Origin of the sequence: Rhizobium sp. N122 (assembly GCF_002211295.1) — a bacterium.
Lineage (GTDB): Bacteria > Pseudomonadota > Alphaproteobacteria > Rhizobiales > Rhizobiaceae > Rhizobium.
Genome location: NZ_LOKU01000003.1, coordinates 174,441 through 200,640, shown reverse-complemented (window position 1 = coordinate 200,640; position 26,200 = coordinate 174,441). Strand labels below are relative to the sequence as shown.

General features: G+C 60.9%; 28 protein-coding genes and 1 tRNA gene. 14 read left to right on the top strand and 15 right to left on the bottom strand.

What is annotated here, in order from left to right; all coding sequences use genetic code 11:
- Nucleotides 1-256: 256 nt before the first annotated feature.
- On the bottom strand, nt 257-4,030 hold the full coding sequence (gene metH, locus ATY75_RS03875) for a methionine synthase (RefSeq protein ID WP_088936521.1): 3,774 nt from the start codon (nt 4,028-4,030) through the stop codon (nt 257-259).
- A gap of 171 nt (nt 4,031-4,201) precedes the next feature.
- On the opposite strand from metH, the gene ATY75_RS03870 reads away from it, so the two are divergent.
- Complete coding sequence (locus tag ATY75_RS03870) at nt 4,202-5,446, top strand: AGE family epimerase/isomerase (protein ID WP_088936520.1); 1,245 nt, start codon at nt 4,202-4,204, stop codon at nt 5,444-5,446.
- Nucleotides 5,447-5,484: 38 nt separating this feature from the next.
- Here the strand turns inward: ATY75_RS03870 and ATY75_RS03865 are convergent, their stop codons facing one another.
- From ATY75_RS03865 to ATY75_RS03835, 7 genes are all read right to left on the bottom strand, one after another.
- Nucleotides 5,485-5,979 (bottom strand): heme-degrading domain-containing protein, encoded by a 495-nt coding sequence (locus tag ATY75_RS03865; RefSeq protein ID WP_088936533.1) that lies wholly within the window; start codon nt 5,977-5,979, stop codon nt 5,485-5,487.
- Nucleotides 5,980-6,067: 88 nt separating this feature from the next.
- Nucleotides 6,068-6,679, bottom strand: a complete 612-nt coding sequence (locus ATY75_RS03860; RefSeq protein WP_088936519.1) for a flavin reductase family protein — start codon at nt 6,677-6,679, stop codon at nt 6,068-6,070.
- Nucleotides 6,680-6,682: 3 nt separating this feature from the next.
- The gene (locus ATY75_RS03855; protein ID WP_088936518.1) at nt 6,683-7,426 is read right to left on the bottom strand and encodes an aspartate/glutamate racemase family protein; all 744 of its coding nucleotides are present in this window, start codon (nt 7,424-7,426) and stop codon (nt 6,683-6,685) included.
- Between the two features lies 1 nt (nt 7,427).
- Entirely contained in the window at nt 7,428-8,249 is an 822-nt protein-coding gene (locus ATY75_RS03850; protein ID WP_088936517.1) for an ABC transporter permease, read from the bottom strand.
- Between the two features lies 1 nt (nt 8,250).
- On the bottom strand, nt 8,251-9,156 hold the full coding sequence (locus tag ATY75_RS03845) for an ABC transporter permease (protein WP_088936516.1): 906 nt from the start codon (nt 9,154-9,156) through the stop codon (nt 8,251-8,253).
- Nucleotides 9,157-9,478: 322 nt separating this feature from the next.
- A complete protein-coding gene (locus ATY75_RS03840; RefSeq protein ID WP_088936515.1) occupies nt 9,479-10,777 on the bottom strand; it encodes a PotD/PotF family extracellular solute-binding protein in 1,299 nt (432 codons plus the stop codon).
- A 45-nt stretch (nt 10,778-10,822) separates the two neighbouring features.
- Nucleotides 10,823-11,911: an ABC transporter ATP-binding protein gene (locus tag ATY75_RS03835; RefSeq protein ID WP_088936514.1), complete on the bottom strand. Its 1,089-nt coding sequence runs from the start codon at nt 11,909-11,911 to the stop codon at nt 10,823-10,825.
- 265 nt (nt 11,912-12,176) lie between these two features.
- Between ATY75_RS03835 and ATY75_RS03830 the strand changes: the two genes are divergently transcribed.
- Nucleotides 12,177-12,887 carry a GntR family transcriptional regulator gene (locus tag ATY75_RS03830; RefSeq protein ID WP_088936513.1) on the top strand — a complete coding sequence of 237 codons (711 nt, stop codon included), beginning with the start codon at nt 12,177-12,179 and terminating at the stop codon, nt 12,885-12,887.
- Between the two features lie 43 nt (nt 12,888-12,930).
- On the opposite strand, the gene ATY75_RS03825 is transcribed toward ATY75_RS03830, so the two are convergent.
- The gene (locus ATY75_RS03825) at nt 12,931-13,344 is read right to left on the bottom strand and encodes a DUF4174 domain-containing protein (RefSeq protein WP_088936532.1); all 414 of its coding nucleotides are present in this window, start codon (nt 13,342-13,344) and stop codon (nt 12,931-12,933) included.
- A gap of 115 nt (nt 13,345-13,459) precedes the next feature.
- Entirely contained in the window at nt 13,460-13,843 is a 384-nt protein-coding gene (locus ATY75_RS03820) for a hypothetical protein (protein WP_064839813.1), read from the bottom strand.
- A gap of 349 nt (nt 13,844-14,192) precedes the next feature.
- Here ATY75_RS03820 and ATY75_RS03815 point away from each other — a divergent pair, with 349 nt between their 5' ends.
- From ATY75_RS03815 to ATY75_RS03805, 3 genes are all read left to right on the top strand, one after another.
- Complete coding sequence (locus tag ATY75_RS03815; RefSeq protein WP_064839815.1) at nt 14,193-14,435, top strand: hypothetical protein; 243 nt, start codon at nt 14,193-14,195, stop codon at nt 14,433-14,435.
- Nucleotides 14,436-14,459: 24 nt separating this feature from the next.
- The gene (locus ATY75_RS03810; RefSeq protein ID WP_088936512.1) at nt 14,460-14,699 is read left to right on the top strand and encodes a DUF2934 domain-containing protein; all 240 of its coding nucleotides are present in this window, start codon (nt 14,460-14,462) and stop codon (nt 14,697-14,699) included.
- Nucleotides 14,700-15,174: 475 nt separating this feature from the next.
- A complete protein-coding gene (locus ATY75_RS03805) occupies nt 15,175-15,471 on the top strand; it encodes a GIY-YIG nuclease family protein (protein ID WP_088936511.1) in 297 nt (98 codons plus the stop codon).
- Nucleotides 15,472-16,286: 815 nt separating this feature from the next.
- On the opposite strand, the gene ATY75_RS03800 is transcribed toward ATY75_RS03805, so the two are convergent.
- Entirely contained in the window at nt 16,287-16,481 is a 195-nt protein-coding gene (locus ATY75_RS03800; protein WP_049736280.1) for a hypothetical protein, read from the bottom strand.
- Nucleotides 16,482-16,605: 124 nt separating this feature from the next.
- On the opposite strand from ATY75_RS03800, the gene ATY75_RS03795 reads away from it, so the two are divergent.
- The 3 genes from ATY75_RS03795 to ATY75_RS03785 all read left to right on the top strand — a co-directional run bounded on the left by ATY75_RS03795 (nt 16,606) and on the right by ATY75_RS03785 (nt 18,329).
- Nucleotides 16,606-17,331 (top strand): LuxR family transcriptional regulator, encoded by a 726-nt coding sequence (locus tag ATY75_RS03795; RefSeq protein ID WP_064839819.1) that lies wholly within the window; start codon nt 16,606-16,608, stop codon nt 17,329-17,331.
- A 144-nt stretch (nt 17,332-17,475) separates the two neighbouring features.
- The gene (locus ATY75_RS03790) at nt 17,476-18,141 is read left to right on the top strand and encodes an acyl-homoserine-lactone synthase (protein WP_088936510.1); all 666 of its coding nucleotides are present in this window, start codon (nt 17,476-17,478) and stop codon (nt 18,139-18,141) included.
- On the top strand, nt 18,138-18,329 hold the full coding sequence (locus ATY75_RS03785; RefSeq protein WP_003593249.1) for a hypothetical protein: 192 nt from the start codon (nt 18,138-18,140) through the stop codon (nt 18,327-18,329). Before ATY75_RS03790 ends, ATY75_RS03785 begins: the two co-directional genes overlap by 4 nt.
- A gap of 119 nt (nt 18,330-18,448) precedes the next feature.
- Here the strand turns inward: ATY75_RS03785 and ATY75_RS03780 are convergent, their stop codons facing one another.
- Nucleotides 18,449-18,817, bottom strand: a complete 369-nt coding sequence (locus tag ATY75_RS03780) for a response regulator (RefSeq protein WP_064839823.1) — start codon at nt 18,815-18,817, stop codon at nt 18,449-18,451.
- Between the two features lie 218 nt (nt 18,818-19,035).
- Here ATY75_RS03780 and ATY75_RS03775 point away from each other — a divergent pair.
- From ATY75_RS03775 to ATY75_RS35530, 4 genes are all read left to right on the top strand, one after another.
- Nucleotides 19,036-19,111, top strand: a tRNA-Ile gene (locus tag ATY75_RS03775).
- Nucleotides 19,112-19,410: 299 nt separating this feature from the next.
- Nucleotides 19,411-20,826 (top strand): MBOAT family O-acyltransferase, encoded by a 1,416-nt coding sequence (locus ATY75_RS03770; RefSeq protein ID WP_088936509.1) that lies wholly within the window; start codon nt 19,411-19,413, stop codon nt 20,824-20,826.
- Nucleotides 20,801-21,766 carry a hypothetical protein gene (locus tag ATY75_RS03765; RefSeq protein WP_143535262.1) on the top strand — a complete coding sequence of 322 codons (966 nt, stop codon included), beginning with the start codon at nt 20,801-20,803 and terminating at the stop codon, nt 21,764-21,766. Before ATY75_RS03770 ends, ATY75_RS03765 begins: the two co-directional genes overlap by 26 nt.
- Before the next feature lie 399 nt (nt 21,767-22,165).
- Entirely contained in the window at nt 22,166-22,375 is a 210-nt protein-coding gene (locus tag ATY75_RS35530) for a hypothetical protein (protein ID WP_049736274.1), read from the top strand.
- A gap of 165 nt (nt 22,376-22,540) precedes the next feature.
- On the opposite strand, the gene ATY75_RS03755 is transcribed toward ATY75_RS35530, so the two are convergent.
- Nucleotides 22,541-22,735 carry a hypothetical protein gene (locus tag ATY75_RS03755; RefSeq protein ID WP_088936507.1) on the bottom strand — a complete coding sequence of 65 codons (195 nt, stop codon included), beginning with the start codon at nt 22,733-22,735 and terminating at the stop codon, nt 22,541-22,543.
- 249 nt (nt 22,736-22,984) lie between these two features.
- Between ATY75_RS03755 and ATY75_RS34475 the strand changes: the two genes are divergently transcribed.
- Nucleotides 22,985-23,131, top strand: a complete 147-nt coding sequence (locus tag ATY75_RS34475; protein WP_190241308.1) for a hypothetical protein — start codon at nt 22,985-22,987, stop codon at nt 23,129-23,131.
- A 449-nt stretch (nt 23,132-23,580) separates the two neighbouring features.
- Here the strand turns inward: ATY75_RS34475 and ATY75_RS03750 are convergent, their stop codons facing one another.
- Nucleotides 23,581-24,132 (bottom strand): hypothetical protein, encoded by a 552-nt coding sequence (locus ATY75_RS03750; RefSeq protein WP_088936506.1) that lies wholly within the window; start codon nt 24,130-24,132, stop codon nt 23,581-23,583.
- A gap of 462 nt (nt 24,133-24,594) precedes the next feature.
- On the opposite strand from ATY75_RS03750, the gene ATY75_RS03740 reads away from it, so the two are divergent.
- Nucleotides 24,595-25,335, top strand: a complete 741-nt coding sequence (locus tag ATY75_RS03740; RefSeq protein ID WP_088936505.1) for an SIMPL domain-containing protein — start codon at nt 24,595-24,597, stop codon at nt 25,333-25,335.
- A 373-nt stretch (nt 25,336-25,708) separates the two neighbouring features.
- Here the strand turns inward: ATY75_RS03740 and ATY75_RS03735 are convergent, their stop codons facing one another.
- The gene (locus tag ATY75_RS03735) at nt 25,709-26,080 is read right to left on the bottom strand and encodes a hypothetical protein (protein ID WP_088936531.1); all 372 of its coding nucleotides are present in this window, start codon (nt 26,078-26,080) and stop codon (nt 25,709-25,711) included.
- Between the last annotated feature and the right edge of the window lie 120 nt (nt 26,081-26,200).

Below are 26,200 nucleotides of genomic sequence, written 5' to 3'. Positions count from 1 at the left end.
AACCGGCTCCAACGCTGCGCGAGATGAAAGCTTCGCGTTTCCGCCGGTTGCTCACACCGCGCCACTTGGCGTATTCAAAACCGCCGGGGCTCTAATCGCTGCCGGATGAAAGTTCGGTGGCAGGTCAACCAAGACATACATACACAAAAAGTTGCGGCATAATTTCTGTTCATTTTCAAAGATATGAAGCCGAAAAGTGAATCACTTTTCGGCTTCATCGTCTTCTTGATTCATCGCATTAAGAACGGCGCGCTTTCTACGCGGCGTCCTCGATCCCTTCGTCCGCCTTGCGCGGCACGTAGTTCAGCACCGGTCCGAGCCAGCGCTCGACTTCGGAAATTTCCATGCCCTTGCGCTTCGCATAGTCTTCCACCTGATCGCGCTCCACCTTGGCGACGCCGAAATAATAGGAGTCGGGGTGGCCGATATAGAGGCCGGAGACGGATGAGCCGGGCCACATTGCATAGCTCTCCGTCAGCTTCACGCCTGCCGTATGTTCCGCATCGAGCAGCTTGAAGAGTGTCTTTTTCTCCGTGTGGTCGGGCTGAGCGGGATAGCCGGGTGCAGGACGGATGCCGGCATAGGCTTCGGTGATGAGCTCCTCGTTGCTGAGCGTCTCGTCCTTTGCATAACCCCAATATTCGCGCCGCACCTGCTCATGCATGCGCTCGGCAAAGGCCTCGGCGAAGCGGTCGGCGAGCGCCTTGACGAGGATCGAGGAATAATCGTCATTGGCCCGTTCGAAGCGCTCGGCGATGGCGATCTCTTCGATGCCGGCCGTCACCACGAAGCCGCCGACATAATCCTGCACACCGCTCGAAACCGGGGCGACGAAATCGGAGAGCGCCACATTCGCCCGCCCATCGCGCTTCGAAAGCTGCTGGCGCAAGGTGTAGAAGGTGGCAAGCTCCTTGCTGCGGCTCTCGTCGGTAAACAGGCGGATATCGTCGCCGACGGCGCCGGCCGGCCAGAAGCCGATGACGGCGCGCGGACGGAACCACTTCTCGTCGATGATCTTCTTGAGCATCGCCTGGGCGTCGGCCCACAGCGCCCGTGCTGCCTCGCCCTGCTTTTCGTCCTCGAGAATAGCGGGGTAGCGGCCGCGCAGCTCCCAAGTCTGGAAGAACGGCGTCCAGTCGATGTACTTCGCAAGCTCGGCCAGATCATAATCCTCGAACACCCGGGTGCCGAAGAATTGCGGCTTTGTCGGCTGGTAGTCGGACCAGTCAACCTTATGCGCATTCTCGCGAGCCCGCGGCAATGGCAGGCGCACCTTCTCTGCCTCGCTGCGCGCATGGGCGGCCGCCACCTTGGCATATTCGGCCCTTGTATCGTCGACATAGCTCTGGCGCATCTCCGGCGACAGCAGCGCCGAGACGACGCCGACGGCGCGGCTCGCATCGGTAACGTAGATCGCCTGGCCCTTGTTGTAACCGGGATGGATCTTCACCGCCGTGTGCACGCGGCTGGTCGTCGCCCCGCCGATCAGCAACGGGATCTCGAAGCCCTGCCGCTCCATCTCGGACGCAACATGGACCATCTCGTCGAGCGACGGGGTGATCAGGCCGGAAAGACCGATGACATCGACCTTTTCGGCGATCGCCGTTTCCAGGATCTTCGTCGCCGGCACCATGACGCCGAGGTCGACGATCTCGTAATTGTTGCAAGCCAGCACGACGCCGACGATGTTCTTGCCGATATCGTGCACGTCGCCCTTGACCGTCGCCATCAGGATCTTGCCGGCCGAGCGACGCTCCTCGCCGCCGTTGAGGCGCTTTTCCTCTTCCATGTAGGGCAGCAGCACGGCGACCGCCTGCTTCATGACGCGCGCCGACTTGACCACCTGCGGCAGGAACATCTTGCCCGAGCCGAACAGATCGCCGACGACGTTCATGCCGGCCATCAGCGGCCCTTCAATGACGTGCAGCGGCCGGGCGGCCTGCTGACGCGCTTCTTCGGTATCGGCCTCGATATATTCGGTGATGCCGTTGACCAGCGCATGTTCGAGACGCTTCTCGACGCTCCATTCGCGCCAGGACAGATCCTGGACGCGGCCTTCCTTGGCTCCGGCACCGCGGAAACGTTCGGCGACTTCGAGCAGCCGCTCGGTGCCGTCGGGTCGGCGGTTCAGCACCACGTCCTCGCAGGCCTCGCGCAGCTCGGGATCGATATTGTCGTAGACGGCCAGCTGGCCGGCATTGACGATGCCCATGTCCATGCCCGCCTGGATGGCGTGGTAGAGGAACACGGCATGCATCGCCTCGCGCACCGGCTCGTTGCCACGGAACGAGAAGGACAGGTTGGAGACGCCGCCGGAGATATGCACGAGCGGCATGCGCTCACGGATCGTCCGCGTCGCCTCGATGAAGTCGACGCCGTAATTATTGTGCTCTTCGATGCCGGTCGCCACCGCGAAGATGTTCGGATCGAAGATGATGTCCTCGGGCGGGAAGCCGATCTTCTCGGTCAGCAGCGTGTAGGCGCGCGTGCAGATTTCCACCTTGCGCTCATAGCTGTCGGCCTGTCCCGTCTCGTCGAAGGCCATGACGACGACGGCCGCGCCGTAATTGTGCAGCAGCCTGGCCTGGGCGAGGAAATTCTCCTCGCCTTCCTTCAGCGAGATCGAGTTGACGATCGGCTTGCCCTGCACGCGCTTCAGGCCGGATTCGATGATCGAGAATTTCGAACTGTCGATCATGACAGGCACGCGGGCGATATCGGGCTCGGCGGCGATCAAGTTGAGGAACTCGACCATCGCCTTTTCGGAATCGATCAGGCCCTCGTCCATGTTGATGTCGATCACCTGGGCGCCGTTCTCGACCTGGTCGCGGGCGACATCGAGCGCTGCGGTGTAGTCGGCGTTGGTGATCAGCTTGCGGAACTTCGCCGAGCCGGTGACATTGGTGCGCTCGCCGACATTGACGAAGGGAATATCCTTAGTCAGCTCGAAGGGTTCGAGGCCGGACAGCGACATGAAGGGGCGGTGCGCCGGGATCGGGCGCGGCTTGTACTTGGCGACGGTCTCGGCAATCGCCCTGATATGTTCCGGCGTCGAGCCGCAGCAGCCGCCGACGATATTGACGAGGCCTTCGCGGGCAAAGCTGTCGATCTGCGCCGCCATCAGTTCCGGCGTTTCGTCATACTGGCCGAATTCGTTCGGCAGACCGGCATTCGGGTAGGCGCAGATGAAGGTGTCGGCAACGCCGGAAAGCTCCTGCAGATGCGGGCGCATCGCATTGGCGCCAAGCGCGCAGTTCAGGCCGATCGTGAAGGGATTGGCGTGGCGCACCGAATTCCAGAAGGCCGACGGCGTTTGGCCGGAAAGCGTGCGGCCGGAAAGGTCGGTGATCGTGCCGGAGATCATCACCGGCAGGCGCACGCCCTTGGCCTCGAAGCGCTCCTCGCAGGCGAAGATCGCCGCCTTGGCGTTCAGCGTGTCGAAGATCGTCTCGATCAGGATGATGTCGGCGCCGCCGTCGATCAGGCCGTCGATCTGTTCGCCATAGGCGGAGCGCAGATCGTCGAAGGTGACGGCGCGGAAACCGGGGTTGTTGACATCGGGCGAGATCGAGGCAGTGCGGTTGGTCGGGCCGATGGCGCCGGCGACGAAGCGGCGGCGGCCGTCCTCGCGCTCGGCACGCAGTGCTGCCCGGCGGACGATCTCCGCACCTTCCTTGTTGAGGTCGTAGACCGCGCCTTCCATCTCGTAATCGGCCTGCGCGATGCGGGTCGAGGAGAAGGTGTTGGTCTCGAGAATATCGGCGCCGGCCTTGGCGTATTTATAATGGATCTCTTCGATCGCATCCGGCTGCGTCAGGATCAGAAGGTCGTTATTGCCCTTCTGATGACAGGCGCAGCCGATGAAGCGAGTGCCGCGGAACTGGTCCTCGTCATAGCCGAGCCCCTGGATCTGCGTGCCCATGGCGCCGTCGAGGACGAGGATGCGTTCGCTGGCGGCTTTGCGCAGCGCTGCGAAAACTTCATTGCCGTCACGTTTGCCCGTTTCCGGACCAAAGAGAGTATCGAACACGGGAGGGCTCCTTGACGTCGTAAGATCAAGCAGTTCAAATCACATAAAGATATCTTTATGTCAATATATGCCTGTCGATTTCGTGCTTTGCAAGTCTGGGCGGATGACAGGCGTGAACGGCCTCTATATAGGCATTTCAAAAGCATCGCCCACGAAATCGGAGGAAGTGTCATGGCACCCGTGCTTGGAAACTGGACGAGCCGCGCCTACCATCGCAGCTGGCTGCTCGCCCAGGCAAACGGCCTCTTCGATTTCTTCCAGCATAATTCGGTCAACCCGAAGGGCGGCTTCTACGATCTCGACGACACCGGCAAGCCTCTCGACGCCGAGGGCCAGGTGCGCGGCATCCATATCGCGGCGCGCGCGGTGCATTGTTTCTCGATCGGCACGCTGCTCGGCCGCCCGGGTGCGAGCGACCTCGTCGACCATGGCATGGACTATCTCTGGAACCATCATCGCGACCGCAAAAACGGCGGCTATTTCTGGTCGCTCGACAATAGCGGCCCGGTCGACACCAACAAACAGGGCTACGGCCACGCCTTCGTGCTGCTCGCCGCCTCGTCCGCCAAGACGATCGGCCACCCGCTCGCCGACGGCATGCTTGCCGACATCACCGAAATCCTGAACACCAGGTTCTGGGAACCGCGCCATGGCGCCATCGCTGAGGAATTCACCGCCGACTGGCAGCCGCTCGATGGCGGCGCCTATCGCGGCCAGAACTCCAACATGCACCTGACCGAAGCGCTGATGGCCGCCTTCGAAGCATCAGGCGACCGGGACTACCTGACCAAGGCCGAAAGCATCGCCGATCTCGTCATCCGCCGGCAGGCGGGTTCCGTCGACTGGCGCGTCGCCGAACATTTCGACGCCGACTGGAAGCTCGACAAGCAATATTATCATCCGAACGAAATGTTCCGCCCGGCCGGCACGACCCCCGGCCACTGGCTGGAATGGGCCCGCCTCATCCTGCAGCTCTGGGTGCTCGGCGGAAAACGCATCGAATGGATGCCGGATGCGGCCAAGGCGCTCTTCGAGCAATCGATGGCGCTCGGCTGGGACAAGGATAAGGGCGGCTTCTTCTACACGCTCGACTGGAACGACAAGCCCGCCAAGCGCAACAAGCTCTGGTGGCCGGCCTGCGAGGGCGCTGCCGCCGCCCATTTCCTCAACGAGCATCTGCCGAGCGACGACCACGAGGAATGCTACCGCAAGATCTGGAATGTCATCGAACGCGCCTTCATCGACCACAAGAATGGCGGCTGGCACGAGGAGCTGACGGAGGATCTCGTTCCCGCCCATTCGCTCTTCCCCGGCAAGGGCGATATCTATCACGCCCTGCAGGCCTGCCTCATCCCGCTCTTCCCAGCAACCGGCAGCCTGACAAAGGGCATCACCGAGGCCAGCGGCAGGCTCTGAGCTTCACTGCCGGCGCCCGCCGGCAAGGAACACCCCGCTCAGAGCGCCGCGAGCCGCAACGTATCCAGGTCCTTCGCCAGCATCAGCGCTAAGGCCTCGACCACGAGATTATGGTCGTCGCGCTGCGGTAGGCCGGAAACGGTGACCGCGCCGATGCAGCCGGTGCCTTTGACGTTGATCGGGAAACTGCCGCCATGCGGCGCATAATCGTCGCCGGAAAGGCCGTTGTCCTCGACGGTCTTGCCGTCCTTTTTCAGCTTCAGGCCCGAGGCGTAGCTACTGCGGAAATAGCGGAATACCATATTGCGCTTGCGGCGGACCCAGTTGACGTTGTCGGGCGTCACCCCCGGCAGCGCCGCATAGAAGACCGGCATCGAATACAGGGTCACATCAATCGCGACCCCGAGGCCGCGCTCGGTGGCGAGTTCCTGCAGGAGTTTGCCGAGCTGCCATGCCGTCGTCAGGTCGAAGGCATCGAAGCTCAGCACCTTCTCCTGCTCCGCGATCCGGTGGAGATCGTCGTCGAGTGTCATGATAAGGCGCTCCTCTGCCGCAATGATCCGTTGCAGACCATTCTCGCGGGAGGCGAAAAAGTAAAGCAAAACTTGGTTCTGGGTGGCCTCAGACCTTCGGCGTCAGCATCTCGAAACGGTCGCGTGTCGTGGCGCAGGTATCGCCGCCGAGCCGCGCGATGGCATCGACCGCGGCCGGATCGACGTGCAGCCGTTCCGGATCGACGACGCCGTCGCGGTAATGCGCATAGACGATCTCGCCCATGACGATCTGCCGCGAGCGGCCGAGCTCCAGCGTCACATGCCGCCGGCATTCGAAGGCGGCCGGCGCCTCGGCAATCCAGGGCGAAGCCACCTTCTCGCCCGGCATTGCCGTCAATCCCGCTTGCTTCAGCTCATCGACACCGCGCGGATATTTGGCGCCGCAAACATGCATCGCCTCGGCGATGGCGAAGGAAACGATGTTGACGGTGAACACCTCGGTCATGCGGATATTGTGGCCGGTGTCCTTGAACGACATGTCGGCATTGTTTTCGACCCCGATCGCCAGGATCGGCGGATCGGCCGACAGGCAGTTGAAGAAGCTGAAGGGGGCGGCGTTGATCCGGCCGTGTTCGTCGACTGTGGTCACCAGCGCGATCGGTCGCGGAATGATCGTGCCGATCATCAGCTTGTAGCGCTCGCGCTCGGAAAGCTCTGTGAAGTCGAAGGAGATAGCCATGGCTCAGCCGGGCCTTCCGGCCGGCGAGAAGGCGCTCATCGCCCCGGTAAAGGCTTTCGGCAGCGGCGAGGCGTAAGAGCCGCGCTTGCTGGTGGAAAGCCCGAGCGACACCAGCGCCTCGGCCTGCTTGACGGCGGCCGAGACACCGTCGACGACGGGCACGCCGTAAATATCCTGCAACTCCCTGGCGAGATCCGTCATGCCGGCGCAGCCGAGCACGATCGCCTCGGCGCCGTCTTCTTCAAGCGCCCGCTCGATCTCCGCCCGGAGCTTGCCGATCGCGCCCGAGGCAGCATCTTCGAGCTCCAGCACCGGGATGTCGGAGGCGCGCACCTTGGCGCGCTCGCCCATGCCGTAACGGCGCACCAGATTGTCGATCAGCAACCGCGACCGCTCGAGCGTCGTCACCACCGTAAAACGCTGCGCCAGGAAACCTGCCGTCGCGACGGCGGATTCGCAAAGCCCGAGGATCGGCACGTCGGCAAAGCTGCGTGCCGCTTCCAGCCCGGTATCGTCGAAGCAGGCGATGACGGCCGCGTCGTAGCCGGCCGCCTGTCGGCCCTTCAGTTCGGAAAGCAGGCCCGGGATCGCCAGCGCCCCGTCGTAGTGGCCTTCGATGGAGACAGGCCCCATCGGCGAGGTGGCGGCGATGATCTCGGTGCCGGGCGCGGCCACCGCGCGCGCCGCGGTGGCCGCCTTCTCGGTCATGGAGGCGGTGGTGTTCGGATTGACGATGAGAATGCGCATGTCAGTTGATCTTTGCCTGTCGCCGGCTGAGCATGGTCATGATGCCGAGCGCAATGAGAATGATGGTGAAGGAAAACAGCGTCGTCACCGTGCCGAGCGCATAGAGCACCGGCGTCGTGACATTGGTCGTCATGCCGTAGATTTCAAGCGGCAGCGTATTGTAACTGCCCGAAGTCATCAGCGTGCGGGCGAATTCGTCATAGGAGAGCGTGAAGCCGAACAGGCCGACGCCGATCAGGCTCGGCGCGATCATCGGCAGCACGACATGGCGGAATGTCTGCCAGGAGCTGGCGCCGAGGTCGCGCGCCGCCTCCTCATAGGCCGGCGAGAAACGGTTGAAGACGGCAAACATGATCAGCACGCCGAAAGGCAGCGTCCAGGTGAGATGCGCGCCGAAGGCCGAGGAATACCAGGCGGGCTTCAGCCCGCCCTCCTGGAAGACGACGCCGATGCCGAGAGAGACGATGATCGACGGCACGACGAGGCTGGCGACCGTGGCATAGAACAGCACGGTCGAACCGCGGAAGCGGCGGCGGAAGGCAAGGCCGGCGAGCAGCGAGACGGTGACGGTCACCACCATCACCATCAGCCCGAGGGTGAAGGAGCGGCGGAAGGAGGCGCCGAAATCGCCGACCGCCTGTTTCTCGAACAGGTTGAAGAACCAGTGCGTGGAAACGCCGTTCATCGGGAAGGTCAGGCCGCCATCCGGCCCCTGGAAGGAGAGGATCAGGATCGCCGAGAGCGGGCCGTAGAGGAACAGCACGAAGACGGCGAAGAAGATCGCCAGAAGATAGAATTCCAGGCCGCGTTTTTCGTGGTTCATCTCAAAGCTCCTTGCGGATGTCGACGACACGCAGGATGGCCGCGACCATCAAGAGCACGACGGCAAGCAGCACCACGGCATTGGCGGCCGCCGCCGGATATTGCAGCAGCGACATCTGGTTCTTCATCATCAGCGCCACCGAGGCGCTCTGGCCGCCGGACATCACCTGCACCGTCGAGAAATCGGCCATGACGAGGGTGACGACGAAGATCGTGCCGATCGCCATGCCGGGTTTGGCGAGCGGAATGACGACGTTCCACAGCACCTGCCAGCCGGACGCGCCGGCATCACGCGCCGCCTCGAACAGCGACCGGTCGATGCGCATCAGCGTGTTGAAGATCGGCGTCACCATGAACAGCGTGTAGAGATGCACCATGGCGAGCACGACGGCGAAATCGGAATAGAGCAGCCATTCGATCGGCTGCGGGATGATGCCCATTTTGATCAGCGACGAATTGACAAGGCCATTACGCCCGAGCACCGGGATCCACGAGATCATACGGATGATGTTCGAGGTCATGAACGGCACGGTGCAGACGAGGAAGAGGATCATCTGCGTCGAGGTCTTGCGGATATGGAAGGCCAGAAAATAAGCGACCCAGAAACCGATGAGAAGCGTCAGCCCCCAGACAATGGCGGTGAATTTCAGCGTGTTGAGATAGGTCTTCCACGTCACCCACGAACCGAGCGTATCGGTATAGTTCATGGTGAGGAAGTCGGGATAGAGGCCGGCGAAATCATAATCCCAAAAGCTGACGACCGCGATCATGGCAATCGGCAGCAGGAAGAAGAAGCCGAGAATGGCGATCAGCGGTGTCGCCTGGAGATAGGAGATGGCCGAGGGGGAGAGGCGGAAGGCGCGGCTGCCGCGGCTGCTCTCTTCCGTGTCTGCTGCGATAGTTGCCATATCCCGTTCTCCGTTCTGATTACGTCAGGTTGGACGAAGGCGCGTGCAGCCCCCTCATCCGCCTGCCGGCACCTTCTCCCCGCAGGCGGGGAGAAGGGAATCGCCGTAGCGCCTTGGCTACCGCGGACCTTGCGTCGCTTGGGGAGGGCTCGAAAAAGACCCCTCCCCAACCCTCCCCACAAGGGGGAGGGAGTTACTGTGCCGCGCCCTCACCGGGCTCCTTCCCTACAAGGGGCAGGAGTTTTTTTGCCATAACCTCGCCAGGCTCCCTCCCCCTTGTGGGGAGGGTTGGGGAGGGGAAAGCGACAACCGCCGACTTGCGTCAGGCCGCGATGAACTCGTTCCAGCGGCGGACCATGTAGCGGTCTTCGTCCATGACCGAGTTCCAGCAGGCAACCGCGCCCATGCGGGCTTCGAAGGCGCCGCCGTCGCGGACGGCTCCGGCCTTTTCCATGACCTTGCCCTCAGGCGACAGGATATCGCCCTGCGCCGGCTTGCCCTCGATCCAGTAGCCCCATTCGTCGGCCGACATGAAGTTCTTGGCGGTGTCCATGCAGGCGGAATAGTAGCCCTGGCGGTTGAGGTAGCCGCCGACCCAGCCTGACGTGTACCAGTTGATGTATTCGTAGGCCGCATCGAGCTCAGCGCCCTTGAGATGCGAGGCAAGGCCGAGACCGCCGCCCCAGGCGCGGTAGCCTTCCTTGAGCGGCTGGAAGGTGCAGGCGATGCCCTTGGAGCGGACGGCGGCGACGGCCGGCGACCACATCGACTGGATGACGACTTCGCCCGAGGCCATCAGGTTGACCGACTCGTCGAACGACTTCCAGAAGGCGCGGAACTGGCCGTCGCCCTTGGTCTTGATCAGGAATTCGATCGTCTTGTCGATCTCTTCCTTCGTCATGTTGCCCTTGTCGGCATATTTGATCTTGCCGGCGGCTTCCATGATCATCGCCGCATCCATGATGCCGATCGACGGAATGTTGAGGATCGCGGTCTTGCCCTTGAAGGCCGGATCGAGAATATCGGCCCAGCTGGTGATCGGACGGCCGGTAAGGTCGGGGCGGATGCCGAGCGTGTCGGCATTGTAGATGGTGGGAACCATCGTCATCCACTGGGTCGGTTCCTTGGCGAATTTCTTGGAACCCTGCGCCTCGACGAAGCCGACCGTGTGCGGCGCCGTGCCCTGGGCGATGACGCTGTCCGGCTTCAGCTTGCCGTTGATGAACAGCGGCACGATCTTGTCGTAATATTTCAGCTTCTTGACGTCCATCGGCTGCAGCACGCCTGTCGGGAACACCTTCTTGGCGATCCAGTATTCGATATCGGCAATGTCGTAGCTGTCGGGCTGGGTGACGGCGCGCTGGGCGGCGGCGTCGGAATCGGTCGCCGTCATCTCCAGCGTGATACCGAGATCGGCCTTGCACTTCTCGGCGATGGCATTGATGTTCGAAACGCCGGTGCCGAACTGGCGAAGCGTGATGTTCGTCTTCGCCCAGATTGTCGGGAAGCCGGTGATCGCGCCGGAGCCGGCGATGGCGCCGACGGCGGCGGCACCCGTCTTCAGCAACGTGCGGCGGGAAAGACCCTTCCCAGCCTTGGTCGATGCTATTTCAGTCGTCATGTCAGTTCCCCTTTTTGTTGATGCGGAAGGATGGATGGTGATGGTTCATGCGGAAGAGCGGCCGAGAAGCACGGCATCCTCGAGCGCCCAGCTGAGCGCAACGGCATCGCCGACCGAAACCGGCCGGGCGAAATAGTCGCTGTCGTCGGATATGACGGTGAAGTCGTCGCTGCCGGCGCCAGTAACGGTGATCTTCACCGAGGAGCCGCGATATTCGACGTTGGAGACGGTGCCGTTGAAGCCGAGCGTCCATTCGGTCGCCACCTGAAGGCGCACGCGGTCGGTGCGGATGCCGATATCGACCGGTTCGCCGACCTCCCTGCCCGCTCCGCGCACCGAAAAGCTCTGCCCCTCCGGCACGGTCATGACGAGCACGCCGTTCTCGCTTGAGGTCACCCGGCCTGACAGGACGTTGTGATCGCCCATGAAGCGGGCGACGAAGGCGGTTGCCGGCTTCTCGAACACGTCGCGGGGCGCGGCCGCCTGCTCGATCCGGCCGTCATTCATGATGACCATGATATCGGCGAGCGCCATCGCCTCTTCCTGGCTGTGGGTGACATGGACGAAGGTGATGCCGAGCGACTTCTGCAGTTTCTTGAGTTCGGCGCGCATGCGGATCTTCAGGAATGGATCGAGCGCCGACAGCGGCTCGTCGAGCAGCAGCGCCTCCGGATCGGTGATCAGCGCGCGCGCCAGCGCCACACGCTGCTGCTGGCCGCCGGAAAGCTGGGCCGGGCGCCGGTTGGCATAGGGCTCCATCTGCATCAGCTTCAGCAGGTCAAGCGCCTTGGCCCGCCGCTCGGCCTTGTCGACGCCCTTCATCTTCAGGCTGAAGGCGACGTTGTCGATGAGATCGAGATGCGGAAACAGCGCATAGGACTGGAACATCATCGCCGTGCCGCGCCTGGCCGGCGGAAAATCGGTGACGACCGTATTGCCGAGCCGGATATCGCCCGACGAAATGCTCTCATGGCCGGCAATCATGCGCAGCGTCGAGGTCTTGCCGCAGCCCGACGGGCCGAGGAAGCAGCAATAGGCGCCGGCCGGAATTTTCAGGCTGATGGCATGGACGGCGGTTGTCGCCCCATAGACCTTCGAAACGGATACTATATCGATCTCTGCCGCTTTCGACATCATGCCTTCCCCTGTTTGGAAAAGACGATGCATCTGCCGTGCCAGATTCCGTTTCGCCGACCAAACCATTGTGAAAAAACAGTTTTATCGACGATCCATCCGAGAGGTAAAATTATCGGCTAGGCAGTGTCTGCACATGATTTAGGCTTTCGTGCTCAATTTGTGCAGAAAATCGTATACAATTAGCCGGCGTTTCGGGCACAAATTCCGTTTAACTTTTGCCGCGAAGCCGGATATGGTTTGCCCGCCATCAGGGAATGATCTCATGAAATCCGCCGCCAAGGCTATGCAGGCCGAAGACTCCGCCGAAACCGGCGCGCAACAGATCCGCGACGCCATTCGCGAGGCGATCGTCGAGCGCCGGCTTTCACCCGGCACCAAGCTTTCGGAAAGCGATGTCGGCAATCTCTTCAACGTCAGCCGCACGCTCGCCCGCGCCGCCCTGCAGGCGCTCTCCTATGAGGGCCTCGTCAGCGTCGAGAAGAACCGCGGCGCCTTCGTCGCCTATCCCTCGCCGGAGGAGGCCCGCCAGATCTTTTCCGCCCGCCGCCTGGTCGAACCCGGCATATTGCGTGAGGCGGCGGCGCGGATCACCACGGATGATATCAGCCAGCTGAAACAGCTTCTGCTGGAGGAAGGCCGGCTGATGAGCGAACGCGGCCAGACGGCGCGACGCGCCGAGATCAAGGCGTCGGGCGATTTCCATCTGATGCTGGCGGAGATCTCAGGCAATGCAATCATGCAACGCTTCATGGAAGAGCTCGTTGCCCGCTCATCCCTGGTGATTGCCCTTTACGGCCAGTCCACCGCATCGAGCTGCGGCCATTCCGAACATGGCGAGATCATCTCGGCGATCGAAAGCAACGACCTCGACCGCGCCTGCCGGCTGATGCTGCATCACATCGCCCATATCGAGACCGATCTCGACCTGCGCGAACGCAAGAGCCTCGGCCTCAAGGAAGCCTTCGAGCTTTAGGAAGCAGGAGACGTCGGACGCACGTCACACGGGGTTCCGAACCCTACCAGGGCGTCTGCTTCGGCAGCATCTCGAGGGCTGCGAAAATATCCTCCGCGGGCCTCGGCTCGCTCGAGCGCAGTTTCACGGTTCCGTCGCGCCCGATCAGGATCAGCCCGAACTCGCCGGATGGCGGCCCCTGCAGCCGCTCTCTGACGTCGTCGGCATCGAGTTCGGAGCCGTCGTCGAGCAGCGAGAAAGCGCCGCCGCCGGCGATGATGAAAACCTCGATGTCTTCCTCGATGAGACGCATATGCGCGTTCCGCAGCCACTCGTCCTGGATGACGGCGCGGTCGTCCTGCGCATCGGCAAAGATGATCAGCACCCGCTTCCTGTCGCGAAACTGCTCGAGCGATTGCGGAAGTTCTGGCTCACGCCGCGGCGTGCCGATGATTTCTTGAACGATGGATTTCAGCATGGTGCTCATTCCTCACCCGCACGAGCGGCGGGCATGCCAGTAAACGGCTGGCAATCGGCGAGGTTCCGCCAGGAAGCGGAAAAGGATCGCAGCCGGGGCCGCGATCCTTTTTCCGTCAGTCGCGGCTCTGGTCTTCGGCTGCATGAGCCGAAACGGCCACGAGATCGACCGTGCCGTTGGCAAGCAGGCGCTTGCGCACCAGTACGCGCATGACGCGCGCCGCCGTCGAGAAGGTCATCTGGTCGAGCGGGCCTTCGCCCTCCCACGGCTTTGTCAGCCGCTCGGTGACGGCGCCGACGATATTCATCGGCACGATGTCGGTGCATTCGCGCATGGCTTCGAAAACGAAGCTGATCGGGATGACGCGGCCTTCGTGGGTCACGATCGGCTCGGTCACTTCGCTGTCCCATTCCTCGAAGGCGTAGAGCGCTTCGCGAAACAGCTGCTGGAGGGTAAACGGCGCGTGGCCGTCATGAAGTGGCGGCAGGGCATTCATCATGTCTGTCTCCTCTTGATGGGTTGAGGCCAAAGTCCTCCGGTATCGGTCGCGCCAACGCGGGGAACGGACGTTTTTGCTGCCCCTGCGAACCGATTAACACGATTGATTCTATAGACTAACGCGCCGGGGTAAAGCCCATTTATCGGCCCTCGCGGAAGCCAATTCCATAACGCGCTGATTTTCTTGCGTGTTTTAGGCGAAATTTTCGCAGCCGCCACCTTTGCTGAAAATCCATGCCGCAGCTTATGGATCGCCCGCGATGCAGAAAAAACCCTGCAAATTCACGGAACTTTTGCCGCTGTAATCTGTTTTGTTCTCACATTTCGAAAACAGTCTGGGGTAATCACCAATGACGCAAATCCGTGAACCGGAGCGCCGAAGCAGGATCCTGCGCGGCCGTCCCTACAGCCTTGACGAATTCGCCTCCAAATACGGCCTGGGCGGCGAGCAGGCCGAAAGCCTCTTTACCCGTTTCGGGCCGTCCTCGATCGAACTCGACCTGCTGATGGCCGCCAAGCGCCGCTTGCCGGTTCGAGAAGACGGGCCGGTTCCGCAGGACAGGCCGGTTCCGCAGGACGGAATTGCCGAATAACGCTTTCACGAATGGAATGGGTAAATGAGCGACAGACGTCACGAATGGATCAGCAAAAGAGCCTACGCGATCTGGGAAGAACAGGGCCGCCCCGACGGGCGTGGGGACGATCACTGGCGCCAGGCGGTTGCCGAACGCAACTCACTCGAACGCACGCAGGCCTCCGTCGACGGCAGAGAGGTGCTGGTGAAATTTCGCCCGAAGCAGCCGAAGCCCGAAATACCGCTCCAGGACTGGGTCAATCCATCGACCAAGGTTGGTTGATATCGGCTGGTGCGCCGGTGGCCGGCCTCGCCCTTCGAGGCCCCTACGGGGCACCTCAGGCTGAGGGCGGAGAGAGGTTGCGGCATGCTCTCATCGGAGAACGCAGCACCCTGCCCCCGATAGTCTAGCAGCAGGGCACAACAACGAGGGCGGAGAGAGGGCGCGGCTTGCCCTCGGAGAGCGGAGCAGCACGCTGGAGCCCAGCAGCACGCTGCAGCCCAGCCTGCAAAACGCGGCACACCGCTCAGCCCACCAGCCAGGCGGCACAACGATTAGCCCTCATTGTGAAGAGGCCCGCAGGGCCGTCTCGAACCACGAGGGCGGGTGGCTGCCGATACCTCTGAGCGCCGGTGGCCGCCCCCGTCCTTCGAGGCCCCTGCGGGGCACCTCAGGCGGAGAGAGGGCGCGGCTTGCCTCATCCGAGAGCGGAGCAACACGATTGCTGCTCACTTGTTCCCCATGCTAGCCTCCCGCCATGGAAGTCACCGTCTATATCCTCCGCTGCAGCGACGGCTCTTATTATACCGGGCTGACCAAGCAGGAGATCGAGGCGCGTGTCTGGGAGCACAATGCCGGGAGCTATGACGGCTACACCGTCAAGCGCTTGCCCGTCGAACTCGTCTTCACCGAAACCTATGACCGCATCATCGACGCCATCGCCCGCGAGCGCCAGATCAAGGGCTGGTCGCGCCGCAAGAAGGAGGCGTTGATTGCGATGGATTACGAGGCCTTGCCGGCATTGTCGAAGCGCGGGGCAGTCAAGGTTGAGTGAGCGCGTGTGGCCGGTGGCCGCCCTCGTCCTTCGAGGCTCCGGCCTATGGCCTCCACGCCTCAGGATGAGGGCGGAGAGAGGTTCACGGCTTGTGTCACTGGCGGGCGGAGAGAGATGCAGCGCCTCTCTCGGAGAGCGGAGCGGCAAGCCATAGCCCACTCTGTTTGCTATCCCACCAGCCCATCAGTCACGCCGCCCACCAATCAGTCCGGTCAAACGGCACCACGATCAGCCCGCCGATACGCTTAGGCGCCGGTGGCCGCCCCGTCCTTCGAGCCCCCTACGGGGCACCTCAGGATGAGGGCGGAGAGAGGTTGCGGCTTGCCCTAACCGGATAACGCGGCGCCCTCCCCCGGATAGCCCAGCCGCAGGGCACAACGATTAGCCCTCATGGTGAGGAGGCCCGCAGGGCCGTCTCGAACCACGAGGGCGGGTGATGAGCGCGCTCCCCTGCGGGGCACATCAGGATGCGGGCGGAGAGATGCCGCAGCTTGCATCAGCGGAGTGAGCGTTGGCGCGGCTGTCGCGGGAAAGTGTCAGCAATGGCACAGTCTAGCCGTGTCAACGACACACCACAGCGCCCGCTGGTAACGTTTCGTCAAGCATAATGGCACAAATCCAGGGAGTATGCGCTTTCCCTCTGCCCGCCCGTGAGAATGCCGCTCGACACTTTCTTCGCAAAATCGGAAACGGATGAGCATGGAAACGTGGTCGCTGGCGGGACACGGATTTCACCTTGCGGTGGCCGATCCTGGTGCCGAGCCGATCCAGTCAATATCGGGAAAAGCCTGAAACACCCGCCGGGGCGGGCCATGTCAGAAAACGTTGTTATCAACGCAAAGCGCCCGGTGGACCTCGGTCCAGAACAGCGCCAGGGGGGTGTCGCCGTTGCGTTCGGCAACGAGCGCGCGGATCAGCGCTTCGGAGCCTGCCATGTCCTGCCAACTGGATTTCAGGCCCTTGGCGGCCTGTTGGCATTCGGCAATCTCGAAGGGTCTCTTGCTGTCCATATGAGGTCTCCTCGTGGAAAGGCGCTAGCAGACGGAGCCGGGATTGTCATTCCCCGCATATGTGGGGATGCCTTGTATTTATGACGGTCCTCACGGTAGGATTGAGGGAATTGGGGCAGTGGAAATGATCGAGAATACCTATAGCGAAAAGTTCGAACCCGCCTTCGAACAGATCAAGGCGGCGGCCAATGTGGATGCGGCCATCCGCATTCTGCAGGCGGAATACGGCCTCGATTTCGTCACCTACCACCTCGCCCAGACAATCGCCAGCAAGATCGATTCGCCCTTCGTGCGCACCACCTATCCGGATGCCTGGGTCTCCCGCTACCTGCTGAACAGCTATGTCAAGGTCGACCCGATCGTCAAGCAGGGCTTCGAACGCCAGTTGCCCTTCGACTGGAGCGAGGTCGAGCCGACGCCGGAGGCCTATGCCATGCTGGTCGACGCCCAGAAGCACGGCATCGGCGGCAACGGCTACTCCATTCCCGTCGCCGACAAGGCGCAGCGCCGGGCGCTGCTGTCGGTGAATGCCCGCATCCCGGTCGACGACTGGAACGAACTCGTCCGCCGCTGCCGCAACGAATGGATCGAAATCGCCCATCTGATCCATCGCAAGGCCGTCTATGAGCTGCACGGCGAAAACGACCCGGTGCCGGCCTTGTCGCCGCGCGAGATCGAGTGCCTGCACTGGACCGCACTCGGCAAGGATTACAAGGATATCTCGGTCATCCTGGGCATATCCGAGCACACGACGCGCGATTATCTGAAGACCGCCCGCTTCAAGCTCGGCTGCGCCACGATCTCGGCCGCCGCCTCGCGGGCCGTGCAATTGCGCATCATCAATCCATAGTCTCTGGCCGGCGCATCTCATAACGCCGGCCCTCATACTTTTGGGCTAATCCCCCCATCTGAGGGGGCCCATCTGAGGGAATTTCCGATCCGGCCCGCCTGAACCATTCTGCTCTCCACGGACTTGCAAACGCTGGAGGGCAAAATGTTCGTTATCATTCAGGCACATGAGTATCAGAAATACGCTGCCGTACTCGATCAGATGTTTCGCCTGCGCAAGAAGGTGTTCGCCGATACGCTGGGTTGGGACGTACCCGTCGTCGGCCCCTACGAGCGCGACAGCTACGATGCGCTGGCTCCGGCCTATCTCGTCTGGTGCAACGACAGCCGCACCCGTCTTTATGGCGGCATGCGCCTGATGCCGACGACCGGCCCGACCCTTCTCTACGATGTCTTCCGCGAGACGTTTCCGGATGCCGCCGATCTTATTGCGCCGGGCATCTGGGAGGGCACCCGCATGTGCATCGACGAAGAGGCGATCGCCAGGGATTTCCCCCAGATCGACGCCGGCCGCGCCTTTTCAATGATGCTGCTGGCGCTCTGCGAATGCGCGCTCGACCACGGCATCCACACGATGATTTCCAACTACGAGCCCTATCTCAAGCGCGTCTACAAGCGCGCGGGGGCCGAAGTGGAAGAACTCGGCCGCGCAGACGGCTACGGCAAGTACCCCGTCTGCTGCGGCGCCTTCGAAGTGTCGGACCGCGTGCTGCGCAAGATGCGCACCGCCCTCGGCCTGACCCTACCCCTTTATGTCAGACATGTTCCGGCCCGCTCGGTCGTGACGCAATTCCTGGAGATGGCAGCATGAACCGCCTCGCTGAAACCGCAATACAGAAAGATATCGGCGCCCTGGAGCGCCACGTGCTCGCCTCCCGCGACATCGCCACGCAGATCGGGGACCCCTTCCTCTCCTATCTCCTCTCGATGGCGCTGTTCACGATCTATGAGAAGAAGGCCCACCACGAGAACGAGGCGCTGAAGAGCAGCTTCAGCTGAGGGCGCGACCCCCTCCGCACGCCTGAAGACGAGCATGTCTCCCGGCGCCTCGCGCGCAGCCGCAAAACCTGTCCCCGTTTTGCGGCTGCGCGCCCCCTTCATCTCATTCGGCGAGCCAGTCACGTCATCAGCGAATCGATCGTCGAGATCAGCGCATCGTGCATGTAGGGCTTCGGCAGGAAGGCGGTATTGGCGGGCAGCGCCATGGGGTCGAGCCGCACCATGCCCGAGGTGATGATGATGCCGATATTCGGCCGCATCGCCCTCACCCGCTTGGCAAGCTGGATCCCGTCCATCGAACCGGCCATGTTGACGTCGGTGAACAGGATATCGACATCCGGCCTGCCCTTCAGCACCACCATCGCCTCGTCGGCATTCGCCGCCTCCAGCGCCACATGGCCGACATCTTCAAGCACGTCGAGAACATTAAACCGGATCAGCGGCTCGTCCTCGACGATAAGCACCACGGCACTGTTCAACGCCACCATCTGCAATCGCCCTCTTCATCGAATCCAATCTCTGTAATTGTCGTCCGCGCGAGAAGGTTCCAGTACCGGCGCCGATGAAATATGCATCGTCCACAGATGCTTGCGCTCTGCGCTTGTGGCTCCCTGCAATTTGCGTTAGAGCGAACCGATGCTGCGGGAACCATTGCCCCGGCATCCAGGCGCCGGCCTCCGGCGCCAAGGCGCATCACCGGCGTCAAGGGCCTGTAGCTCAATGGTTAGAGCCGGCGGCTCATAACCGCTTGGTTGGGGGTTCGAGTCCCTCCGGGCCCACCAATTTTCTTGTTTTTAAGGGATTTGAAGAGTGGTTTTTGCCGGACGCGAAAAATCGGAATTTTGACACTTGGTTCCGGAATTTTTGGAATTTCCTCGAAGCGTCGTCAAAGGTTATTTGAAGGTCGTGGCGGGCGCCTCGAACGGTACCATTGAAGCCCGATTGATGATCCGGTAGCAGGATTTAGAAACCTCGGTAATTGCCGCGTCGATCTCCACCTAGGGCCGTAACATTCCGAGATCGTTGCGAGCGGTGTCGTCATCGTGTACGCACCCTGCTCTATTTTACCTCAGAGGCAGCAATGAATTTTATCTCGCCTGAATATGCGCTGCTTTTCTGCCTCGTCTTCGCGCTCTATTATTTCTTCCCTCGGCTGCAGATTACAATTCTGTTGGTCGCAAGCCTTGTTTTTTATGGTTGGGCGCAACCTCTCGAGATACCGCTCCTGCTAGCCGTTTCCCTTTGCTCCAGCACCGTGACCTACATCATTCTCCAAGGTTGCGCCGCTCCAAAGCCGCTGATGGCTCTCGGCGTCACGGCCAATCTATCGGTACTAGCGTTCTTCAAGTACAAATTTCTCTTCATTGATGCAAAGATGGCAGCAGTTTCGACCTCCAACGGGCTGGTTGAGAGCATCTTGTACGCCCCCCTTCCGATTGGCATCTCTTTTTACACGTTTCACTGCATTAGCTTGATCGGAGATGCCTATAAACAGCAGTTCACCAAAGGCGACCTCCCCGGCGGCCTGAACTACTCTCGCTTCCTCCGAAACGGGCTCCTCTATCTCGTTTTTTTTCCGCAGATCGTCGCGGGGCCGATCGTGAAAGCCCACCAGTTCATGCCTCAGATCGCTAAGAAGACGATCAGGGATGTACCTTTCGCAGAGGCGGCAAAATGGATTATCTGGGGCCTCTTTTTCAAATCTTTCGTCGCCGACAATCTTGCTCAGTTTACAGTTTGGATGGATCAGCCGGAAACATTTCAAGGGCTGGGGCGATATGATCTGCTCGCGCTGCTGTTCTGCTATAGTTTTCAGATTTTTGCGGACTTCGCCGGCTATTCTGCTATCGCGATCGGATCGGCTGCGCTGCTAGGCTATCGGCTGCCAATAAACTTCAATCGACCGTACACCGCGCGTTCATTTTCGGACTTCTGGCGGCGGTGGCACATCAGTCTGTCAAGTTTCTTGCGGGAATACCTTTATATTCCGCTCGGCGGGAATAGACACGGTACGATACGGACATACTTCAACCTGTTCGCCACAATGGCACTTGGAGGTCTTTGGCATGGAGCAGCCGTCTCGTTCCTTCTTTGGGGCGCAGCGCATGGCCTAGCGTTATGCATCGAGAGGGCGCTAACTCCGTTGGCCCGGGTGCTCCCGTCGAAAGGCGCCACGGCCGCCGCTTTGCAACTAGCCTATACAGCACTGATTTTCGCTTTGGTCTCCTGCCTTTGGCTGTTCTTCAAACTGCAAAACTTCGAACACGCCTGGCTCTATATTGAGGCGGTAGCCGGCGCATCAAGACATTTCGGCTTCCGATCAACTCAATATGCATTAATTGCAATTTACGCCGCGCCGGTCATGTTTGCCCACCTCGTACCGAAACGAATAAGCGAGAAGGACAGCCTGCTGATGGCGTTTTGTTATGGTGCTATGCTGATGTTATCGATTTTCGACAAAGGGCGAACAGATGCCTTCATTTATTTCCAGTTCTGAAGCCATCAGCGCGCGCCGCAGGCAACACGACGAGCGTCTGATCTCAATGGCGCGAAACCCTCGTGATTGGAAATTCCTCACTGCAATCGGCAAAAGCGCATTGGCTCTCTGCGTCTCGTGGAGTCTGATGATACCATATCTCCCGCGATATCTTCCAACCCTCAACCAGTCGGAAGACAATCGACAGATCATTCTCGATTTCGCCAGAGCCAACACCTCTCCGCTAACGCTCGCTGGTACATCCCTACTCTACCGACTGTCACCGAATCTCTTTAGCCAAAAGACAGCCAACATATCCCTTCCAGGGCAATCGCCGGTGTCCAGCGCCATGAGCGCTTTGCAAATTCGTCCTAAGGTCCTGGTAATTGAGATCAATATCCTGGATCGGCCGCGTGACCTTCAACTTGAGCACTTCGCGAAGAGCGTTGTTTCCCCGCCGCTTGGTTTTCCTGCTTTAGGCCCTGCTTACAGCCCCGTTCGTTCAATTGTGTCGATCGTATACAATCTGGACGCTAAGGCTGATAAGCGAGAATTAGCGTCAGCCAATGCGGCACGAAAACTCCTCAGTCAATTGCCCGAGCCTTTGAAGTACACTGAAACAATCTCTTCGATGGCCAAAGCGCTGGATTCTCGACCCGTTAGCGCCACAATAAATCAGTCGGCGCAAGAGCTCCGGATAATAGCAGATCGGATAGAGGCTCAAGGTGGCAAAACCTACTATCTGCTCATGCCGATGCACCCTCTCCTCGCCGCGACCGACTACGAGGCGCGTAGCAGACATGCAATGATTGACGCGGACCCCAAATTTGGCGAGCGGTTGCTCAACATTAAATGGGATGACGAAATCCGATGGGAATCGGATGGTGCTCACTTGGATAAAAGATCAGCAGTGATCGCCGCGCGACAACTTGAGCAAGCTATTGCCAATAAGGCAGAATAGGGAAGTGAGCAGCGTCCTCACCCAGTCGCTAACATCTATCCTATCATGGATCGGTGAAGCCGTTACCCAATGTGCCCATTTATATGTCGAGTAAGTTATCTGCCGCTTCCGTTGCCAGAGGGGGAAGGATCGGCGCATGGATTTACTGACTACGCCTGAGCAGGCTACCAAGCGAGTTCGTGTGATCGTCCGGTGAGACTGCGACAAGAAATATGCGCCACGTTTTGCCAACGACCCGCTGGTGGAGATTTACCGAGAATGATCGGAAACTTCGCGTTGGTGCACCGCTTGGCGGATTGATGTGCGCATGATCAGCCTGATCGTCGAGCCACCTGCCTTTCGATAGAAGTTGTGCTACTTATTAGTGGATCCGTTGTTCTCGGGAGGGGGTAGCAATTCATGGTCGTGCACAGGGATATGACTAGCGACGAATGGAAGTGGCTTGTCCGCCTTTGCCAACACGAAGCGGATAGCATTCCGAAGGAAATCGAAGCGCGGTTTACCGAGCTTGGTCTGTTGGGGCCGAATGGTCTTTCGGACGATGCCCGGGATCTGGTTAAAAATGAACTGCTGGCAGAACGACGGAACAGACTGCAAGGGCTTCACTGAGTGTTGACCTTGGACGCCAAGCAGGAGTCCAAAGCGGGTGATGCAGGCAGTTGATCAAGCTCCGCTTGCTCGGCCCATCGGCCGCCGCCATGACGCCAGCTACCCCGATTTCATCTGCGGCGCCATCCAGAAGACATCGTAGCCAAATCAATACCGAGCAGGCCTTTAATAGCTGCAGGAGCGACCGTCGCTCGGTCTGAACCCACCCCCGCAGGCCGGGTTGAGCGGCAGCTCTTCCCGATAATAGCCGCCGCCAATCGACGAGGTCTGGTCGAGATTTCCGGATGACGTGCAGGCCGAAGTGATCGTGGCAAGGCTGATCAGCGCTCCGGTCGCGATAAATGCGAAAAATCGGTTCATCTGAGCTTCTCCTTCGGAGGACATGGGTTTGCCCCAAGAAGGTAATTTACCACGCGATCACGCGTGTTTGTGGGGATTTATAGCGGTTGACCCGCTTGGCGCGCCCTCCTAACGCCAATGTGATTGGCTTTCGGCCTGCACTCAAGCCATGCACCGTCACATAACTGTCATGCAAAATTGCCCATTGCGACGGCAGCCTGAGCAAAATATATGCTGCCGCCTAACAAAAAAAAGAATGAGTGAACTGCCATGAGTGCCCTACAGAAACTTTTCAACCGCAATCTCCTGACCCGTTTCGTCACCGGTCTCGGTGCGGTTCCCCAGCGTTTTCGCGACGCGCGCGAAGAGCGCAAGCCTGCGATCCATCCGTCTTTCATGGATGATTTCGGCGCTTAAATCAGCGCTGCACCCTTCGGCGGTCACGACAAATCCGGTTCCGGATGATGTAAGGCTTTCCACCAGGGATAGCGAAGTAAGAACCGCAGAAAAGAATGCGCTCCACCTCGCAGTTGCGGTCCTAGCCACACAAGTTCCCCACCCCATCCGTCGTCCTCGGGCTTGACCCGAGGACCCATAGCCCGTGCACTGCGTTGGCGTTCGCACGGACAATGGCGACCGCAGCCCAGCAACTCGAGCGAGGCGCGTGCGGCATGGATACTCGGGTCAAGCCCGAGTATGACGGATGGTGGGAGACGCGATTGGCAGAAAGCGGAACGTCCGGAGGAATTCCGGCAAATGCGCGAGCTGTTTGGATGAGAATCGCGTCGCACTTGCGATCCTTGCAGCGCAGACTGCCGCCCTCGGTGGGTCTCAGGGCTGACCCGAGGAACCACGGATGCGAGTGCTCAGTTGACGGCGACCGCTGCCGGTTCTCCCCAGCTCGATATGGGCTGGCCGGCCTTCGTTGCCACCCTTACATCATAGAGCGCGAGCGACGCCTGCAGCTGCCGCATGTCGTTGCAGCGGTTAATGATGCCGCCGATATATTGCACGCAGTCGCTGGCGCTGCCCTGCGCCGAGCCCGTCGCCCAATCCTTGACGATCCCATCGGCGCCCACCAGGAAATAGGAAAGCCGGTTGTTCTGCGAAACCGTGGAGCTGCCGACCAGGCCGGCGAAGTTGGTGCCGGTCTCGGTCTTGGCGGCGGGCGCCATATGCCGGTAGATCGTCATGCCGTTCTTCAGCGGCGTCGCGCCGATCATCGGCCCATAGGTCGCGTCGGAGCCGGAAAGCCGCGCCATCGGCGACTGGCCGACGTTGGCGATCTCCGCGTAGGGTTTGCCGAGCGCGTAGCTGGTGAAGGAGCGGTTGGCGGCATTCTCCGCCTTTTCCGCCACCTGAGAGCAGCCCGCCAAGCCGATGGCGAGGCCGAGCGAAAGAATTGTCATAAATCGCATGCTGCCCCCTTGCCGGACACAGCATGCCCGCCCCTGTTTCTTAACCCGCCGTCTTTGCTAGCAGGTTTGGGGGATTTGGGAAGGTGGTGCGCCTTCATGATAACGAACACGCAGGAATAGAGAGGCTGTGCCGTGGCCGCCCCCCTCTGCCCTGCCGGGCATCTCCCCCACAGGTGGGGAGATTGGCTGGGCGCGATGTCCTTCTCAAACAAGTAACGTCACAAATCGGTGAAATGGCAGATGCGTGGGAAGGTTTATCCACTTGTGATCTCCCCACCTGTGGGGGAGATACCCGGCAGGGCAGAGGGGGGGCGACCACGGCACATCCTCTCCATACTGGTTCCACGCCCGCACCCCCTCACATTTTTCTTCCATCCGCACTCGCCCTTCCCTTCCGCCGCAATAGCTTCACAATCAACCGACAGAAAGTTGATCCGGGAAACGACAACTAGGGAATGAAACATGGCGCCGATGCTTTCCAAGACTCTTCTGATGACTGCCCTTCTGGCCCTGCCGCTCGGCAGCGCAGCGCCTGTTTTGGCGCAGGAGGCAAAGCCGCGCGAGGCGGTGATTTCGGTGACGGGGGACGGCGAGTCGGCGCTTGCGCCCGATATGGCCGTCGTCAATCTTGCGGTCGTCAAGCAGGCGAAGACCGCCCGCGAAGCGCTCGACGAGAACAACAAGGCGATGAACGAGGTGCTGAAGGCGCTGAAGGACGGCGGCATTGCCGAGCGCGATCTGCAGACCTCCGGCTTCTCAATCCAGCCGCAATATAATTATCCGCAGCCGGTCGACGGCCAGCAGCAGCAGCCGCAGCTGATCGGCTACCAGACCATCAATTCCATCACCATCCGGCTGCGCGATCTTGCCAAGCTCGGCCAGGTGATCGACCAGTCCGTCACCCTCGGCATCAACCAGGGCGGCGACATCCAGTTCACCAACGACAAGCCGGAAGCGGCCCTCGAAGAGGCGCGCAAGAACGCCGTCGCCGAGGCCGTGAAGAAGGCGAAAACGCTGAGCGAAGCCGCCGGCGTCAAGCTCGGCCGCATTATCGAGATCAACGAGAATGTGCCCCGCCCGATGCCGCAGCCTGTCTATCGCGCCACGATGATGAAGGAGGCCTCGGATGCAGCGGTTCCCGTCCAGGGGGGTGAGAACAATTATACCGTCAGCGTTACGGTAACTTTCGCGATCGAGCAGTAAGATCACGACGGTGGCAGCTCAAACCCCTCCCCAACCCCTCCCCACAAGGGGGAGGGACTAACTTGCCGCACCGCTTCATATAACAAGACCTCTCCTTTTTACCGCCGCCGCGGGCTGCGGTTTAACCCCTCCCCCTTGTGGGGAGGGGTTGGGGAGGGGTCTGCTGCGCGCAAAAATACCAAAAAACAAAACCGCCCTTGCCGATCCGGGGAGACTGGCAAAGGCGGTTCTGCAGCGCCGCACGTCTTTCAGACGTGCAAAGGACGCTGCAGCACTTTGAATTACTGCATAATTTTATCCTTAGATCGTTTCCGATCTAAGGAATTATGCAGTCGCCGCCGCATCGGGGAGACGGGCGGTATTCTAAATTATATCAGCGACGCAGGGCCGGGCAGCCGCGGACGTTGCCGAAGCTCATCTCGTCGGGGCCGCGGCGTGTCCAGCCCTGGACGATGACGCGGCGGGGCGTGATGTCGACGACGCGGGCGCGGCGGAAGCCGTAATCGCGGGCCATATCTTGGGCCAGACGCGGATCGCAGCCGCGCGGACGGCGGCCCTCGAAGCCCGGACGGTCGTACCCCGGATGGTTGTAGCCCGGAGCCGGACGGCGGTAGTCCCGCGGCGCGTCACGGTCCTGATCGCCGATAATGATATTCAACTGCGCGGCGGCGGGCGCCACCGTGCCGGCAAGGGTGCCGGCGGTCAGCATGACGGCAAGACCCGCCTTTGCCAAAAACTGCATCATCGAAAAACCTCTCGTTTCAAAGTCGGTGCGGCCGAGCCGCCTGGAATCACCCATACGGATTAGAGAAGAAGCGGCTGAAAGTGTCGCCGTCAAGGCAAAAGCGGCCGGCAGGCGCCGTGT